Below are 16,981 nucleotides of genomic sequence, written 5' to 3' on the forward strand. Positions count from 1 at the left end.
CGCCCTACGCCTTCGGCGCATCCGCCGGCGGCGCCGCGCGCTTGGCCGGCGTGCGATTGAACCGCGCCGACAACATCTGCCGCAGCGCCTCCAGCCCCTCGCCCTTGCCGGCGATCTTCAGGAAGGCATACCCCTCCAACCCGTTGGTCATCAGATCGCTGCCCAACGCGGTTTCGGTGTCGCGCAGCTTCTCGTGCAGGCGCGTCACCCGCAGCGCGCGCGGGCGCAGGCTGTCGAGCAAGGCCAGATCGCGGCGCAGGCCGTCCAGGTCGAAATTGCGCGGCAGGATGCCGGGGTTCTCGCCCATCACATGCAGCGCCTGACGGCAGAAGGCTTCGGATTTGTCGCCCATCTTGGTCAGCTGGCGGCGCTGGTCCAGCGGCAGCGCCACCAGCCCGGCGAGGTGGTTTTCGAGCGTGGTCAATGCCTCGTCGATGAGGGCGAGCGACTCGGCGGACAGGGAAAAGTCGATCAGGTTCTGGCTCATGGCAATCCTTGGCAGTCGGGGGACGCCGGCCGCGACGGCCGGCCCGCGCAGCCTAAAACCGCGCGCGCGACCCGCAGCGGCCCGGACGCAAGCCGCGACGGCCCGACCGCAAGCCGTCGCGCCTTGCGCGTGGCCCGCCGACACCCAAGCGCAAGCCCGCGCGGCTTGCGCGCGACACACCCGGCTTGCGCGCAACGTCGTACGCGTTGCGCACGCAAGCCACATCGGCTTGCGCGCAAGCCTTGGCGGAGCAAGCGCAAGCCGTCGCGGCTTGCGCGCAAGCCGAACCGGTTGCGCGCAAGGCGTTGCGCTTTGCGAACGCAAGGTGCGAAGCGTGGCGCGCAAGAATCGGCAGGTTGCGCGCAAGGCTCGACGGCTTGCGGCCGGGATGCGCAGCCTTGCGGCCGGGCCGGCGCGGCTCGCGGCCGGGCGAAAACGGCTTGCGCGCAAGCCGAAACGCCTCGCGCGCGACACCTTTTGGCTTGCGCGCGAAGCAATTTGGCTTGCGAAAGCAGCGATTCGGCCCGAAGCCCGGCCCCGACAAGGCGGCGGCCATGCCCGCCCCCTCGCGACCGCCCGGCCCGTCACCGCGAGAAGGCGCGTCCCTCAGTGCAGACGCCCCGACGCTCCCGGCCCGTCCCCATCCTCCCCGGCGGGCGACCAGACACAGGCCGCCATCACCGGGTCCAGCCGCCGGGCCAGGGCCTGGAAGACCTCCCGCAGCAAGCGGCGGTCCTGCCCGGCGGGATACCCGATCTCGATCAACACCTCAGGCTGCAAGGTCCGCACGATGCCGTGCAGTTCCTGCTGGAAGGCGGAAAGGGCTTTGAATGCGTCGACGGGCATCACCACGCCTTCTTGCGGGGATGCGCGGTCGGATTTGCGGGCGGGCTTACGGGGCATACGCGGTACTCCTCCAAACGACAGCTATGAAAAGACCCACCATTGACGAAGGTAGGAATCGCTATGTGTTTGGGAGTTTCGACGCTCCGTGGGTGGGACTCTGTAGAGCCAGTACAGAACTGTCAATCAGACTTGTCCGAGTTTATCGCTCGGTTACGTATCCATGCAGAGGCCATTCTGAAGAGGCGGTCGGCGCTATAGATGTCCGCTTTCGACCCATAGCCATCATTCACAAAGGATACCTGGTAGCGCCCGGTGCGACCTCTGCCCTTACACGGGCGACATTGGCTGGCGGCCAGCGCATGGGGCCCGTCTGCAGGTTACTGGCTATGACGGCATCGCTGGCGGGAGGATCGTCCACGAAGCCGCGGATGGTGCGCTTCGCCTACCCGGGCCGCGTTTTCTGACGCGCCGACGGGCAGACCGCCTCTCTCAGAGGGCGCAAGTGATGATCCCAAGGATGATTGGCCGTTCCTTGGCTATTATCTAGGGACGGTCTCATCGGACACTTGGGGGGTGTATGGCTGTCAATCAGGAAGAGCGTGCCTATCGGGCTTGGAGGGTGCTTACCGCGGTTGCGTCGAAGAGGAGTGGGTTGATCACCTACGGAGAGTTGGGTGCGGCAATCAGCGTCCACCCACGCGCGCTTCGTTATGTGCTGGGGGTAATCCAGGCGTACTGCCTCGACCAGAGGCTTCCGCCTTTGACGATTCTGGTGGTGAATGCGCAGGATCAGACGCCAAGCTCGGGGTTCATCGCTTGGGATGTGGACGACCTGCCCGAAGGGTTGCGGAAGGTCCGCAACTACGCATGGAACGAGAGCGAGAACCCATTCCTCTATGCATCCCAAGGCGAAACCGAACAAACGCTCGCCGCAGAGCTGGATTCCGATCCCGGGAAGGCCGCCGATATCTACGCGCAGGTCAAGGTACGTGGCACGGCGCAATCGATCTTCAGAAAGACGCTGTTGCTCGCGTATCAGGGGCGGTGCGCAATTTGTGGGCTGACTTTCGAGGATGCCCTTCAGGCGGCCCACCTGATCGAATGGAACGCCTGCAGCCCCGCGCAGCGGATGGCCACGTGTAACGGACTGCTGCTTTGCGCAACGCATCATCGCCTGTTCGATTGCGGTTACATCACCATCGCGCCAGATCACACCGTGTACTACATCGATCCGAAGGGCGGGGATGGGAAGTACTCCAGCGCGGACAGTCAGGTTTCAACGACCCTTCATGGCAAAAAAGCTTTCATGCCTAAGGACCGCCGTCACTGGCCTTCGGCAGAGTGTCTTGGATGGCATTACAAGATGTACGACTGGAAGCTCCATGCCATGTAGCTGCATTGCAAAACAATCGTATGTGGCCACCGGCGGCCAGGACAGGTAATAGCGTCAGCTTTTGGCCCAGATCGGCCGTTAACGAGAATGACGGCTATCGACCCAAAGCAGTCGTTCGGACTCGCATTCTCTCTATCCGTCTGTGAGTCATGGGCCTGTTCGCCGGACCTAGCCTCACTAAGCTCTGGGGACGACGGTGCGTCAATCGGGAAGTCGCCGACGCTGTCCGAAATGCGGCCGTGGCATCAAGCCAAAACTCGACGATTTCATTCCGCTCAAAAGCAACTATCGATGGTACCCATGTGAGCACTGTTCAACCTAGCTCATCCGCCGCTTGAGCCGGACCTTGCGGGTGCCAGGATATGGGTGGCAGAAGCTAGGGTGCGCCCGACGAACGGTAGCTGCAAGTTGCCCGATACGGCCGACGTGTTCCGTTTAGCTGCTTAAGAGGGCGCTTTCGATGAAGCGCGTCAGCCAGTCTAGTAGACAAGGAGTTTGGCTATGCGATTCGTCATCGCTGTGCTTGCATTAACACTGGTGTCGACGGCCCAAAGTACGTATGCACAGGAACCAGAAACGGAAGTTGTGGATGGTCTGATCAAGCGGATCTACGCAACGCTGGCGCGAGATCGGGGATTCAACGTACTGAGCGCACCAGACGCAGGGGCTGCGCAAATAGGAAATGTGTACTACGTGACTGATCCTGCGTGCGCGAGTGACCTCCTGTCAATGGCAAAGACGGGAACACCAACGCAGCTTTTCCTTGCTTTAGAGCTCCCACACCAGGAGCGCTTCAAGCCGCAGCCCATTAGCAACTGGACCAGCGTTCGTCTGGTAGCCATAGCTGGTCGCGCTTTCAAGACTGACGTGGGTGCCGAAAAGCCGGAGTGGGCGGCGCAAATTGGCCTCTCCATTGCAGCCATGGAGCAGACCAACGCGCAGATACTGTTTGCGACTCGCAGATTCAGCTCAATCCCAATAAAGAAAGCTATGGTGAATGAGCTACTAGCTCAGGGTGTTGATGACGCCTCCGACCTCGGCGACGGCGCAACTGGAGCCCTAGCGCCTCATGAGGAACTGATTGTTCAGAAGTTTGAGTTCGATCGGAAGGCTGTCCGTGGAAAGAAAGGTGGAGTGATGGTTCGGCTGATGGAACTCTTCAGTGCTCGAGTAGAGGCGGGTTCGGAAGTGACCCGTACCGCTGGATTCAAGCAAGCGACCTATTCAACCGCCGCATTCAAATCCGTGACAACCTTGTTTCGTAATTGCTCCGTGCTGGCAACACCTGCAGTCACTGCTCCCTAAGCCGAGCGGCATCCTTTGCCACTGCATGGCCATGCTGCGGGGTAGCGCTACATTTGGCTAGGAAGAAAAGGGCGACCATCGTCCGAGTACTGAAAGCCATGTAGGGGAAGGCTTATGGCAATGGAGTCGCCAACCGAGGCAGACAACGAGTGCCCATGGAATGGCTTACAGGTTTTGCGGCGTGATTTGCTTGTGCCCCGCTGAATCGTCCATCCGAGGCCATGAACTCAGCTTCGCCACGGTAGTGCAGGGTCTGCGGACGCTTTGGTGTGATAGCAGCCAATTCGACCCGAACCCGCTTCGACGGCGGGCTGCAGCCATCATTCCCCTAAAGCAGATTTAGAGGATGAGCTCGCGTCCACTACTACCAGTCCATTGGCTGATTTGATTTTCAACCGCTCAATTGCTCTCATTGCTAGATAGTTGATGGAGTTCACTTTCGTCCCGCGCCCGGCCAGATAAAGCAACCGGAGCATTCTGGCGATAAAATCTGGATGTCTCGTCCCGCCATCTATGACGATCGGATCAAAGTTCGATGAATTGAAGAGAATTCCCGCTCCCTGCGCTATCGCTTCGCAGGGCTCAGGATAGGTTGTGGGGCAAAGATTTTTTCTTATCAGGTTGTTAACAATGGTAAGTAGAAGTGCATAGTTTTCAGCTTCTGACTTATCTAATGCACCCATAACTGAGATTGAGTACTCGTCGGCTTCTAGCTCAGAGCGCTGTTGCTCCACCTCATACACTAGAAATCCGGAATGGGCGGTCCTATACGAAGAAGGATGGTGCCCCTTTTCAATATGGCCAATCTCGTGTGCGATAACCCATTTCAAGAGAATTAGCTGATCTTTCGTATAGTGCGCAATTTTGTTTCTCGGGAGCTTGGCCGACAAGAGCCCAAACTCCTCAGACAATGAGTCGATGACTCTGAGATCACAAGTAACGATGCGGAGATTAGCGTTCGCGCGGCAGTTGTCATTGTCTGGGCTCATTGACGTAGGGCTGGATCTAAAAATAACTAGCGAAATCAAGTCAGTATCACGCTTGACAGGTCCCTGCTTGTTAGGGACCAATCGAAATGTTCTTCGCTCCTCTCCTATTTCTGCTATCCATCGCTGCTCAACTACAGCATCTAAGGTGAGATGTGGCTGTTGAGCCCAAGCAGGTCCCGCAGCTAAAGCGAATAGTGTGCTAAGAATGGACAGGATTGTATTTGCCATGACAACTACAGTGATTGGTCACGCAGGGAAAACTGAATTGCGATTGCTAGGTTTTCGGAAAGTTGGGCCGCGTTCTTCAGGAGATTAGTTTCTTGCTCTGGACAAGACAATTCCGACATCTCCAAGAGTGCTTTGAAGGCACTTGAATTTATCGATCTATAAGCGTAATAGCCTGAAAGGTTCCGAGTGTAGTTGTCCTTCATAAATTTCGTGGCGTCGTAGCCCAGGGTTAAGGCCGTGGCAAGGGCTAGACCGTTGGTACCAACTCGACTGGTCCCGGCTTCATACCCTAGGCTTGGCCCCACTGAGCAAGGCTTTTCGGAAGAGTCCGTATGGAGAGCTAAAAATATCTTAGTCTTGAGCCCCCGCGTAAAATCATCAGCTCCGACGACGATTGTGGAGATTGCCTTGTTATCTACTTTCAAAGTCGAAAGTTTTTGACGGACTCCATCTGCGATTGCGGCCGCCGCCTGTTGCTCCGTTACGTACTTACCCGTGCCCCCAGTTTTTCCGGTTTTTCGCGGGAAGTGACCGATCTGAAGGACAACGTCGTAAGTCGTCCCTGCGTCTCCAGGTAGCGTTTTCGTAGCATCGAAAATCGCCTTTATCCGTCCAGCAGCAGTCTTAGCTTCATCTGGCGAGAAGGCAAAATCGTTTCGTTTCGAGAGGGCGTGGCTGAGCGCGGATGAGACTGTGGACTTGATTTCTTCGTCGGTCGCTCCAGGTGTAAATCTCTCGTTTACTCCTGGCTCGGTTGCCCAGGCGCTTGCAGTCAGCATGGTAAAAAAAATCGCTACTGAAGCGGCAGTGATCTTCATGCGCAATCTCCCCAAGTGTGAGCAGCTTCTTTGGTATGACGTGCAAGATGAATCTAGAAACATCTCAGATACAGCCTTGAATGCGAGCACTAAGTTTTGCTAGGGACACACAACAAGTGATGCGTAGTAAATCGCTCGCCCATATCTTTGAGTAAACGTCGGGAGGAAAACACTTCGGACAGGTGAATCGGAAAACCCGCACGTGTCTCGTGGCGCAGTGAGTTTTGCGACTTGACCGGTACGGTCACCCAGGGGCCACGTACTTCCAGTGTCTGCTTCTGGCCGAAAGCGGACCGGTCAGCTCAGATTAGAGCTAACACCCCACGGAGCATGTCCGCCCTCGAAACAGCCACCAATTAATGTCAAAAGCTCATTTTTTGGGTCGCATGCACCTGCGAGGCTTGCTGTTCCAGCTGTTGAGTCTGTAGTTGACCTTGTTGCCAATTGAGCTGTTCGACGCGATCCAGACTCTTATCCGCAGGCACCTGGGCAGCAGCGTCAGCCTCTACCGCGAGATGATGATGCGGCCCCATCGGCCCATGGGGAGATGCATACCCGATGAGATTGGGCGCGCCATCAGCGCCCCTGCCGATGACGACTCCAGATAGGTTCTGGCCTACGACAGGGTCGGCCTTCACCGCCGCTAAGCCGGCGGCAGCGAGATTACGGGCTTCGGTCTGGTTCCAACGGCCATCGGCCTGCGCGGCACGATGGAACATCTCGAAGGCCCGATGATCGGGATGCCCGGGACTATCCGCTCGGAAGGCGGAGCGCGCTGCCGACGCCTCGATATCAACATCCTTTGGCGTCGGTTGTGGCGTGCTTGCGCTGGTGTCGTTGACGGTCTTCCATGCCAGCTTGCCGTCGCTGATGTCGGTAAAGCTGAAGCTCTTGCTCGTGCCGGGCAGATCCACGCCATTCCGTTCGATCTGAGCGAGATCTAGTTTCAGATGTTTCAGATCGATGTGGACATCCGGAACCGCTTGCGTGGTGCCTTTGGCCACATCGGAGTGAACCGCTGCGATGGTGGCGAGCACGCTCGGGCCGTAGTAGTTGCGATAGTTGGAATCGCCATGTCGGCCGAGCGTTGCTCCCTGGTCATAGTGGCAGGCCGCCACTGCTTCGACGGCGGGGCTTTTGAAGCGGTTTCCGGTGAACTGGAAGCCGTGCTCCGAAAGCTTGATCCCGGCAGCTAGCTCGGCGTGCCTGGCGTTTTCCCTTCGCTCAATGCACTGGGTGGACGCGTCCATGCGTCGCAGGAACTCTTTCTCGTTGTATCCCCCGGGCTGGCTCGCGATGCGGCTTGCGACCGAGTTCATGCTGATCAGCTCGGACAGCGCTTCGTCGTTGCGGGTGAAGTCCAGATAGCGTCCCACTTCTGGGGTGACATCCACTGTGGAGGCGTTGCCTAAGCCCTCGGTGAGCTTGATCTCGATAGCGGTCGACAGACGGTCGATCTCCGCGGAGCGCGCCTTTTCGGTCAACGCGTGGCCCGTCTCATGGCCCAGGGTACTGGTGATGTTGTCGATGCGTGTTTGGGGCTTCGCATCCTTGTGTGTGAATGTCTCGACGCTGACAAAGATGGTGGCGGTCTGTTTGTCGTAATGGCCGCCCTCATGGTTTGCGGCGCTCACGCCGATATTTTTGAGCGTTTTCTGGTTGACGGCGTCGGCCATCACACTGGCTAGATAAGGGGAACTCGCGATCGCCGCCTCGACATCTTGTGCGGCGTTTGGAGGCAAGCCTTTTTGTTTGGCGAACTCGTCGACGAGGGAGCGCAGTTGCGGCGGCAACGGCTCAGCCACGGCCCACCTCGGCGTCGTCCGCGTCGATCTCGACGGACAGCACGCAAGGCCGCCCCTTCGGATCTGCAGCATCGATCGCTCGATAAAGGGTCACGACCAGGTAGAACGTGATGTCGTTGGCGGGCACATCCTTTCGGAACGACCAGGCTTCCTTCAGGTGAGGCGAATTTTTTGAGCGTGAGTAGCCCAATGCGGCGATGTCGTCGCTGAGCGGCGGGAAGTGCAGGCTGCAGGTAGGCAACGCGTTTTCGGGTTTGCGTGGATCGCCCTTCCAGCCGGCGGGTGTCCAACGGATTTCGACATGCCGGCCTGGCGTGCCCGGATACAACGTATCCACCGAGACGCTGTAACGACCGCCGCCGGTCAATTGGCCTTCGACCAACTGACTCTCGGCATCCTCTGGATCTGGACCCAAGGGCGTGCCCAACACCTGTGCAACATGGGACGGTTCCGTATCTCGCGCCGTCTTCAAGCTTTCGATCAACTTCAGCAATCGCACCCGCAGTTCCTCGCTCCCCAGGGCGGGGCCCTGGGTCAGTTGGACAGGGGGAGAAGGAGCTCGGCCCGTATTGGCCGGCGATGTCGTGCGGGAGGCCATTTCCGCCGCCCGGTCGGCGGCGGTCGCGGCAGCGTCGGCTGCCTGCTCCGGCGTGGCGGCGCTGTCGAAGGCCGCAGGCGATGGGGCCGTCATGGCGGAACTCTCCTTTCGCGTTTCAGGGACTGGAGCCGCCGGGGGCTGCGCGCATGCCGTAAGGCCGGCCAGGGCCAGGGGCCACAGCCACAAGGCAGACGTGGGGCTCGGCCTCGGGGACTCCTCACGACGCGGGGTTGGGGCGTTCCTTGTCGGGCTCACACGGTCTCCTCTACCAGCGAGCGGCCTCGGAAGCTCGGCGTCGCGGTGTTCCATCAACGATGCGCAACTTCTATTTGGACATCAACCGTTTTTTTGCCCTGCCAACCAAGGGCATAGCGCGACAGACGGCTCAGATTGGAATGCTCTTGCAGAGGATGTGTTTTGTAGGCACACGGGCGGTGTCGCTCGCAGGTTACGCCCGACTTGATCTCGTCCAAGTTAACGCGAACGGGCAGTGCCCGCTACGATGTCCGCTACTGCAGAAGGCGGCAAACCTTTCTTCTGCGCAAGCTCCTCAATGACCGGACGAATCTCCTGCCGCAACGGGCTCACGCCTCGTCCTCAGGCGTGTTGGCGTTGATTCGGATTTCCTGGACGCAACCGGCACCCCCAGGCGCCAACTGGGCCGAGACCACGAAGACGATCCCATCGGCAGTCGCCGCAGAGCGATACAGGGCGCGCTCGCCGCCATCACGCTGGCGCACGCCTTCATTGGCGCTGTAGCCGCGGCCGCTGAGGTGCTGGCGCAATCGGCTGAGGGGGAACAGGCAGCCCTTTTGGCCGGAACGAGGCTCCTGGGACAGCCCGGCCGTCCATTTGCCTGGGCGTTCCCTGTAAAGCGTGTTGACCCAGAGCGCGTAGTCGCCTTGCGACCCTAGGTCGCCCCGGGCCACTTGTTCGGTGCCGGCCGGGTGCAGGCTCAGGCCGATGGTGTTGGCGACACGGGCGGGTTCCAGATCGCTCGGCGAACTGAGGCTATCGATCAGCCGGAAAATGCGCGCGATCCATTCTTCGGGCTGCAAGGACGGTCCGGGCGGCGGGGCGGCCGGCGGTTGCTCAGGAGTGGGCTTGCCTTGGGCGGACGATTGCGCGGCGATGCGGTCGAACTGGGCTGCGACATGTTCGGCCGCAGCTTCGCCACCGGCGGGTACCTGGGTGGTTGTGGTCATGGGGGCGTCCTTCGGCTGGTCCGATGATGCTTGGGCGGGCGGTTGCGCGCAGCCGGCAAGTGCGAGCCAAGCGCCTCCAATGCCTGCATAGCGTGTCCAGCGCGAATACGTCATAGAGGAGGTCCTTTCTACTCGGTCTTTTGATCAATGAACGATCGGTTGTGCCGGTCGACGGCGTCGACCATGACGCTGGCAAGATAAGGGGAACTCGCGATAGCTGCTTCGACATCCTGAGCGGCGTTCGACGGCAGGTCTTTTTGTTTGGCGAATTCGTCGACGAGGCTGCGCAGTTGCGGCGGCAGCGGCTCAGCCACGACCCGCCTCGGCGTCGTCCGCGTGGATCTGGATGGACAACACGCAAGGCCGCCCCTTCGGGTTTGCAGTATCGGTCGCCCGCTAGAGGATCACGACCAGATAGATGACGGACGCTCGCCCTCGGTCGCTCCTCACGAGGCGGGGCGGAGGCGTTCCTGGTCGGGCTCACACAATGTCCTCTACCGGCGAGCGGCCTCGGCGCTGCGGTGTCCCGCCAACCATGTGAATCTTTTACTGGGGCATCAAGCGTTTTTTGCCCTGACAATCAACGGTATAACGCGATGGACGGCTCGGATTGGAAAACCGTTGCAGAGGATGTGCGTTGCAGGCACAAGGGCAGTGTCGCTTGCAGGTTCCGTCCGCGCTGGCCTCGTCGATAGCGATTACCGCTCCATCACTCCCCTGCCCGCCCGCCCCGACGCCGACACACTCCGAAGGCCATGGCCGTCGCGCCCAAAGCGCTCGCCAGCGTCTGACATCGATCGGCCACGCACCTGAGCACCCGCACCGCCGCTGCCCACACGCGCCAACGGCAACGCCCAGGCCGTCGCCACAGGCCCCGCCGCCTCCACCGCTACCTCCGGATAACGGCAATCGGCGACGACCGCAGGCGCGCAGCCTTGGCCGTACAACAGCACGGGCGACTGGCTGTCCCGGCTGATCACCAGATCGCCGCAGCCGTCGTGGTTGAGGTCGCCGGCGGCGAAGTAGTTGGACCGCCCCATGTATTGATTGACGTTGATAACGTTCTGGGGGGTAAAGCCGGTGTCCGTCTGCAGGTAGTAGCCGACGTAGCCCCAGCCGTTGTGCGCGATCGCCAGATCGCTGCGGCCGTCGCGGTCGAGGTCGTGGACGACCAAGGAACCGCCGCCCCGGTTTCTGGCAATGTCGCGGGTCGATGAAAGCGTGCCTTGTGCGTCCTGGAAGTACAGGTGCACGTCCGCGTAATCCTTCGCCTCGTCCAGCGCGAGGTCGATGCGGCCGTCGCCGTTGAAGTCGCCGGTGACGAGCGATCCGGTCTGATTGGCGTCCAGCGCACCGTAGTGCACCAGCGGCGCGGCGTATCCACCCGATGCCAGCGCCGGGTAGACGCGGAATTCGCGCAGCGGCCGGTTGAAGATGGTGGCGAGGATGAGGTCGTCCAGGCCGTCGCCAGTGACGTCGCCGGTGGTGCGCACCGCAGACGCAGGCAGCGGCAGCGTGGAGGTGCGCTCGACGCCGCGCGGGCCACCGTGCAGGACGCTGGCTGTGGTGTCGCTGGCGTCGACCAGCACGTCGAGGTAACCGTCGCGATCGACGTCGGTGGCGACCAAGGCGTCGGGGTCACCGACCACGGTCAGACTAGAGGTGAACCGGCCGTCGGCGTTCGCGTAGAACACCATGACGCCACTGCTGGTGGTGGTGACGATGTCGCCGATCCCGTTGCGGTCCAGGTCAGCGATCAACAAACGGAAGTCGAGTTCGGTACCCGACTCTCCGATCTTGACCGCCGGCTCGAGGCTGCCATCGCTGCGCTGATAGGCGACGTAGACGTCCATGCCGTTGAGCCACGCGCCGGGAACGTAACGCGCGGACAGGAAGACGAGGTCATCGCGCCCATCGCCGGAGACGTCGCCCACGGCGATGGACCGCGCTCGGGCGGCCGCCGGGTCGGAGAGGTACTGCGGCGCGCTCATCGAATAGATCGGCGGCCCCGGTGATGCCGCCTGCATCGACGAGGCGGCGGCTCCCGCCCCACCATGCGCAAGTGCGCCCGGTGCCGCACCTGCCCATCCACCTGCGCTGGACGCGATGCGTCCCCAGGCGCGCGCGCCGAACGTCGCGCCGGTTTGCGGGTGTGCGCTGGACGTCGTGTCCGCCCGCGGACGGGCCTTGAACGCCGCGCCTGTCGCTACGCTGGCCCAGGACAACGTGGGCCGACGGACGAAGTCGGCCAGACTCTGCGAGGCCCACAGCAAGCCTGCACACGCACTGCCGGCCGCGATCGCCCACACCGCACTCGATTCCCTGCGCATCAGCATCCCCTGTCGTTCGGGCCAAGTATATCGGCAGTGGTTGGGGTGGGCGCGTTGATCCGCTTCGGCCGCCGGAGAGTGCCCGGCGGTCGCACCGGGCCTTCCGGCAAGAGTGGCGGCGCGCGAACCACTGTCTTGAGCGCCTGCGCAGGCGGATGTTTTCGCCGCGGTGGCTGCGCGGGCGGGTGAGGTCGCGGTCGCGGCCTACGCCACTCCTGCAGGGGCGGGCGGCAGGTGCCTGGGGCCGGGCTGGGCGCCACGCGGGGTCAGGCGGGGTCACGCGGGGCTGTGGAAAATCGCGGTAGCATTTCCGCTCGAAACGAGGACCGCGCGCAAGACCAGGGATCGTCCACTGGTGGGCCGCTCGCTCCATAACGGCGGTGCATGCAATGGATGCCTTGAAATCCCACCTGAGGCCGATCGCCTCGCGGGTCAGTCAGTATTTCCGGGATTTTCTCGATTCGGATTTCAAGCGCCAGCAGGCGCCGCGCCGGCGGATCGTGCTGACGTCGGACAGCGGGTTCCGCTCGGGCTTGCGTACCTCGCCCTACCCCAATCTGGACCGCGATCTGTGGGCGCTGCTGAGCCGGCCCAGCGGGGACGATCTGGCGCTGAACATCGCGCCGCGCAAGTACGTGCGGCCGATCAGCCCGGTGTTGCGCAAGGTGATCGAGGAGCAGGTCAACGCGATTCCGGCCTCCGCCATCGAGCTGGTGGGGCATGAGGTCGGCGCGTTGGCGGTCAGCACCTACGCCAGCGCGGTGCAGGACCCGGAGCTGTGGGTCGAGGGGGTGCAGCAGCATCTGGCCGACAAGGTGTCCGAGCACATCATCCGGCCGCTGATCGCGCACCTGGACGGGCCGCTGCGCACGCAGGCTTATTGGGTGGTGGATTCGCTGCATGCGGCCGAGCGCGATCTGGTCGAGCGGGTCGGCGCGGACCTGTCGCGGATCCTGCCCGAGCAATTGGCCAGGTTGCTGGCGACGCAGGAGCCGGCGCCGCTGCTGGAGGCGATCCCGCAGTTCCTGACGTTGGAGGGAACGCGCCAGGCCTTGATCGCGTTCTTCGAGGGTTTCGTCGCCGCCGACGCCTATCTGGAGTTCCGCGACCTGGAAACCTATGTCGCCACCAGCGACAACCTGCAGCTGTATCTGTACCTCGGCGCGGTGAAGTTCAAGGGCACGCAGTACCCGCTGTTCTTCCTGCCCATCGAAGTGCAGCGCGATCCCAGCGGCGCCGGCTACAAGCTCAAGCTGGTCAATCACCTGTACGCGAACCGCAAGGCCATCGACTTCGTGCTGCAGGAGTTGGCCGCTGGCCTCAATCGCGCCTGGGTGTCGCCGATTCCCGAGCGGATCACCTACCTCAAGCCGGAGCAGTCGGTGTACGAGGAGGCGCGCCTGCTGTTCCGCCGCGTGGCCAATGCGATGGACCTGGGCGGCGAGATCGAGCTGTCCTCGTCCGCGCAGGATGCGGCCACGGCCCAGGTCGGGCTGTCGAGCGCGCTGTATCTGGCGGCGTTCGAGCGCGCGGACGAGGCGCTGATCAACGATTACGAAGAGATCCTCGACGCGCTCAACAAGGGCGGTTCGAGCGTGGTCGATCTGTTCGAGGGCATCGTCGGCGGCGTGCTGCGCGAGAACCCCAAGTCGATCGCCGCCGAGGTCGAGGCACAGTGGGACGCGCTGCCGATGGTCGAGCGCGTGGTCTACGACTCGCCGATCCCGCTCAACGAGGAGCAGCGCAAGGTGCTGCTGGCGGTGCGCCACCCGCAGGGCAAGATCGTCGTGGTGGCCGGGCCGCCGGGCACCGGCAAGAGCCACACCATCACCGCCATCGCCGCCGATTGCGCGTTCAATCACCGCTCGTGCCTGGTGCTGTCGGACAAGACCGAGGCGCTGGACGTGGTGTACGACAAGCTGTCGGAAGCCATGTCGCGGGTGCGCCACGATCCGGACTTTCCCAACCCGCTGCTGCGCCTGGGCCAGCAGGCGGCGAATTTCAAGAAGCTGACGTCGAACCAGACCATCAGCCAGATCGGCGCGTACGCGAAGGCGATGAAGGCCAATCAGGCGCGCCTGGAAGCCGAGCGGCAGGCCAAGGCCGCCGACCTGAAGCAACAGATCGCGCAGACGGTGAGCGCGCTGGGCGCGATCGAGCTGGCGGCGGTGCAGGCCATGCACGAGGACGAGGCCCAGCTGGCGCAGCTGCATCCGGCGCTGCTGGAGCAACTGCGCCGCTGCAAGGACGCGCGCCTGCAGGCGGAGCTGGACGCGCTCGCGCCCGGGCTGCCGGGCCTGGAAGCGTATCTGGTCAAGGTCTTCGACGAGCAAGACCACACCGCGGCCACGCTGTGCGACCGCTTGAGCCTGGAGCTGGCGCTGGCCGAGTTCGCCCAGGGCGCCGGCTCGGTTCCCTGGAACTGTTTCGAACAGTTGGACGCCGACCAGCTGCGGGCGCTCGGCAGCGCGCTGGTGACCTATCAACAGCTGCGCATGCCGGTGTTCGGCTATCTGTTCCGCGGCGGCGCCGTGCGCGAGCTGGAACGCCAGATCAACCTGCTGCCGGTGTCGCAGCCGCTGCTGCTGAAGCCCTCGGTCGCGCGCTTGCAGGCGGTCGCCGCGGCCGCCAACGCGCTGCGGCTGAAGCTGGCCGCGCAGGGCCAGGAGCAGGCGTTCCCGGCCGCGTACCGCTGGCTGGCGACGGCGCGGCCGGTGGACCCGGCCGCGGCCGGCGCGGCGCAGGCCGTCGCCCTGCTCCGCCGCATCGACCCGACCATCGTCGACACATTGCTGGAACGCCCGAAGGACGATGCGCGGCTGTGGCCGCTTGCGATCCGCTTCCTGGCCGGTTGGCTGCGCACGCGCGAGGCGTTCGCCGCGGCGCCGCAGATCGATTACGTGGGCACCAAGACTCAGCTGGAACGGCTGAACACCTCGGTCATGAACTCGCACGTGGACGGCCGGCTGATCAGCTTCATGGACAACTACCGCTCCGACGCGCGCGCCCTGGCCGGGGTGATCGCCAGCCGGCAGAAGTTCCCGGAAGAGAAGTTCGGCCAGGTGCGCGAGAGCTTCCCGGTCATCATCGCCAGCATCCGCGAGTTCGGCGAGTTCATGCCGCTGGCGCCGGACCTGTTCGACGTGGTCGTCATCGACGAGGCCTCGCAGGTATCGGTGGCGCAGGCGCTGCCGGCGCTGCTGCGCGCGCGCAAGGTGGTGGTGCTGGGCGACGACAAGCAGTTCTCCAACGTCAAGTCGTCCAACGCCAGCATCGAGCAGAACGAGAAGTACCGCGGCGAGCTGACCCACTACTTCCGCACCAATGTCAGCGACGCAGCCGACGCCCTGCAACGCCTGTCGATGTTCGACGTGAAGCGCTCGATCCTGGAGTTCTGCAATCACGCCGCGTCTTATTCGGTGATGCTGCGCAAGCACTTCCGCTCCTACCAGGAGTTGATCGGCTATTCGTCGGGGACCTTCTACGGCCACCAGTTGCAGGCCATCAAGATCCGCGGCGTGCCGGTCGACGAAGTCATCCGCTTCGACCAGGTCGACACCGCCGGCAAGAAGACCACGCGCGGCACCAACGAGGCCGAAGCGGACTTCATCCTGGAGCGGCTGCTGGAACTGATCGAGGACGAAGACCCGCCGACGGTCGGCGTGATCACCCCGTTCCGCGAGCAGCAGACCTACCTGTCCAAGCGCCTTTTCAGCCACGCCCGCGGCGCGGAGTTCGAACGCCTGCTCAAGCTCAAGGTGATGACTTTCGACAGCTGCCAGGGCGAGGAACGCAACATCGTTTTCTATTCGATGGTGGCCACCGCCGAGCACGACGCGCTGAACTACGTGTTCCCGGTCGAGCTGACCGATGCGCAGCAGGCGGTCGAGGAAAAGCTCAAGGTGCAGCGGCTCAATGTCGGCTTCAGCCGCGCTCAGGAGATGGTGTGGTTCGTCCACTCCAAGCCACTGGGCGAGTACCGCGGCGCCATCGGTCAGGCGCTGCACCACTATGCCAACGTGCTGGACCGGGCCGCGCGCCTGCCCGACGCGCAGGACGTCGATCCGTCCAGCCCGATGGAAGCGCGGGTGCTGGAATGGCTGCACCAGACGCCGTTCTACCAACAACACCTGGACGACATCGACGTGTTCGCCCAGTTCGAGGTCGGCGCCTATCTCAAGCAGCTCGATCCCACCTACCAGCATCCGGCCTGGCGGGTGGACTTCCTGGTGACGTATCAGTCGCCCAAGGGGCCGATCCAGATCGTGATCGAGTACGACGGCTTCGAGCATCACTTCCAGAAAGGCAAGCACATCCACATCGGCAACCACGAGCGCTACCTGCACGAGGCCGACGTGGAGCGCCAGCTGACTCTGGAAAGCTACGGTTACCGCTTCCTGCGCATCAACCGCTTCAACCTCGGCGACGATCCCGTGGCGACCTTGTCCGAGCGGCTGGACCGGCTGGTCGAGATCGCCTTGGGCGAGCATCGTTCCGAAGCGGTCAGCCAGGTGCAATCGCAGGCGGCCGGACTGGCGAGCAAGGAACTCAAGCCCTGCACGCGCTGCGGCAAGATCAAGGAACAGGCCGAGTTCTTCGACCCGGCGCTCAAGGACGGGGCCGGCGGCTACGGCCGCGTGTGCCTTGCGTGCAAGGGCGAGTCCGCGACGGGAGCCGCGCGCGAGGGCGGCGCCAAGCGTCGTCGCCGCTGGCGCTGAGTCGCGCGATGCGGCGTTCGCCGCGCCCGCGGGCCGGCGGCGCCCTCGCCGCCCGGCCTCGCCTGCCGCCCGCACCATCCGGCATCGGCGCGCACGCCCGCGCTTCGACATGAACAGACCGTAGAAGCGTTCGCCGACGCTGCGCGCGCGTGGTTGAGTCCACCCCGACCGCGCGAGGAAACTCCAACGCCGCACTCAAGGCCGCCCGGTCCGAGCTCTCGCGTTTCCTCGTCTGCGAGGCAACGGCCTCGCATTCGCA

The 16,981-nt window shown here is 62.9% G+C and carries 13 protein-coding genes; 3 read left to right on the forward strand and 10 right to left on the reverse strand.

The annotated features are described in order from the left end of the window. Positions 1–4 precede the first annotated feature (4 nt). Genes BLV01_RS15655 through BLV01_RS15660 form a run of 3 tightly spaced genes read right to left on the reverse strand, consistent with a single transcriptional unit; the run spans position 5 to position 1,390 of the window. Entirely contained in the window at positions 5–487 is a 483-nt protein-coding gene (locus BLV01_RS15655) for a hypothetical protein (protein WP_091801563.1), read from the reverse strand. A gap of 52 nt (positions 488–539) precedes the next feature. Continuing rightward, entirely contained in the window at positions 540–1,043 is a 504-nt protein-coding gene (locus tag BLV01_RS25545; protein WP_139178743.1) for a hypothetical protein, read from the reverse strand. Positions 1,044–1,093: 50 nt separating this feature from the next. Then, on the reverse strand, positions 1,094–1,390 hold the full coding sequence (locus tag BLV01_RS15660) for a hypothetical protein (protein ID WP_139178745.1): 297 nt from the start codon (positions 1,388–1,390) through the stop codon (positions 1,094–1,096). A 595-nt stretch (positions 1,391–1,985) separates the two neighbouring features. Between BLV01_RS15660 and BLV01_RS15665 the strand changes: the two genes are divergently transcribed. Continuing rightward, positions 1,986–2,726, forward strand: coding sequence for an HNH endonuclease (locus tag BLV01_RS15665; protein ID WP_175485994.1), 741 nt, complete (start codon positions 1,986–1,988; stop codon positions 2,724–2,726). Positions 2,727–3,227: 501 nt separating this feature from the next. Next, positions 3,228–4,031, forward strand: coding sequence for a hypothetical protein (locus BLV01_RS25550; RefSeq protein ID WP_139178747.1), 804 nt, complete (start codon positions 3,228–3,230; stop codon positions 4,029–4,031). Positions 4,032–4,351: 320 nt separating this feature from the next. Here the strand turns inward: BLV01_RS25550 and BLV01_RS25555 are convergent, their stop codons facing one another. The 7 genes from BLV01_RS25555 to BLV01_RS15680 form a co-directional block, all read right to left on the reverse strand. Next, positions 4,352–4,921: a M48 family metalloprotease gene (locus BLV01_RS25555; protein ID WP_139178749.1), complete on the reverse strand. Its 570-nt coding sequence runs from the start codon at positions 4,919–4,921 to the stop codon at positions 4,352–4,354. Between the two features lie 332 nt (positions 4,922–5,253). Continuing rightward, positions 5,254–6,066 (reverse strand): hypothetical protein, encoded by an 813-nt coding sequence (locus tag BLV01_RS25560; protein ID WP_139178751.1) that lies wholly within the window; start codon positions 6,064–6,066, stop codon positions 5,254–5,256. A 362-nt stretch (positions 6,067–6,428) separates the two neighbouring features. Beyond that, on the reverse strand, positions 6,429–7,871 hold the full coding sequence (locus BLV01_RS15670) for a hypothetical protein (RefSeq protein WP_139178753.1): 1,443 nt from the start codon (positions 7,869–7,871) through the stop codon (positions 6,429–6,431). Further along, positions 7,864–8,562: a hypothetical protein gene (locus tag BLV01_RS25565; RefSeq protein ID WP_139178755.1), complete on the reverse strand. Its 699-nt coding sequence runs from the start codon at positions 8,560–8,562 to the stop codon at positions 7,864–7,866. The genes BLV01_RS15670 and BLV01_RS25565 overlap by 8 nt, the downstream gene beginning before the upstream one ends. 491 nt (positions 8,563–9,053) lie before the next feature. Then, positions 9,054–9,674 carry a hypothetical protein gene (locus BLV01_RS15675; protein ID WP_091801576.1) on the reverse strand — a complete coding sequence of 207 codons (621 nt, stop codon included), beginning with the start codon at positions 9,672–9,674 and terminating at the stop codon, positions 9,054–9,056. Between the two features lie 128 nt (positions 9,675–9,802). Further along, positions 9,803–9,988 (reverse strand): hypothetical protein, encoded by a 186-nt coding sequence (locus BLV01_RS25570; RefSeq protein ID WP_139178757.1) that lies wholly within the window; start codon positions 9,986–9,988, stop codon positions 9,803–9,805. A gap of 384 nt (positions 9,989–10,372) precedes the next feature. Next, entirely contained in the window at positions 10,373–12,010 is a 1,638-nt protein-coding gene (locus BLV01_RS15680; RefSeq protein WP_091801579.1) for an FG-GAP repeat domain-containing protein, read from the reverse strand. Positions 12,011–12,402: 392 nt separating this feature from the next. Between BLV01_RS15680 and BLV01_RS15685 the strand changes: the two genes are divergently transcribed. Continuing rightward, positions 12,403–16,722 (forward strand): ATP-binding protein, encoded by a 4,320-nt coding sequence (locus tag BLV01_RS15685; RefSeq protein ID WP_175485996.1) that lies wholly within the window; start codon positions 12,403–12,405, stop codon positions 16,720–16,722. Positions 16,723–16,981 lie beyond the last annotated feature (259 nt).

Origin of the sequence: Lysobacter sp. yr284 (genome assembly GCF_900107375.1) — a bacterium.
Taxonomy (GTDB): Bacteria; Pseudomonadota; Gammaproteobacteria; order Xanthomonadales; family Xanthomonadaceae; genus Lysobacter.

Bases quoted from the DNA above. Each gene is read 5' to 3' on its own strand.
- BLV01_RS25565 (WP_139178755.1), bottom strand. From the start codon at position 8,562: ATGACGGCCCCATCGCCTGCGGCCTTCGACAGCGCCGCCACGCCGGAG.
- BLV01_RS15660 (WP_139178745.1), bottom strand. From the start codon at position 1,390: ATGCCCCGTAAGCCCGCCCGCAAATCCGACCGCGCATCCCCGCAAGAA.
- BLV01_RS25550 (WP_139178747.1), top strand. From the start codon at position 3,228: ATGCGATTCGTCATCGCTGTGCTTGCATTAACACTGGTGTCGACGGCC.
- BLV01_RS25545 (WP_139178743.1), bottom strand. From the start codon at position 1,043: ATGGCCGCCGCCTTGTCGGGGCCGGGCTTCGGGCCGAATCGCTGCTTT.
- BLV01_RS15655 (WP_091801563.1), bottom strand. From the start codon at position 487: ATGAGCCAGAACCTGATCGACTTTTCCCTGTCCGCCGAGTCGCTCGCC.
- BLV01_RS15680 (WP_091801579.1), bottom strand. From the start codon at position 12,010: ATGCTGATGCGCAGGGAATCGAGTGCGGTGTGGGCGATCGCGGCCGGC.
- BLV01_RS25560 (WP_139178751.1), bottom strand. From the start codon at position 6,066: ATGAAGATCACTGCCGCTTCAGTAGCGATTTTTTTTACCATGCTGACT.
- BLV01_RS15675 (WP_091801576.1), bottom strand. From the start codon at position 9,674: ATGACCACAACCACCCAGGTACCCGCCGGTGGCGAAGCTGCGGCCGAA.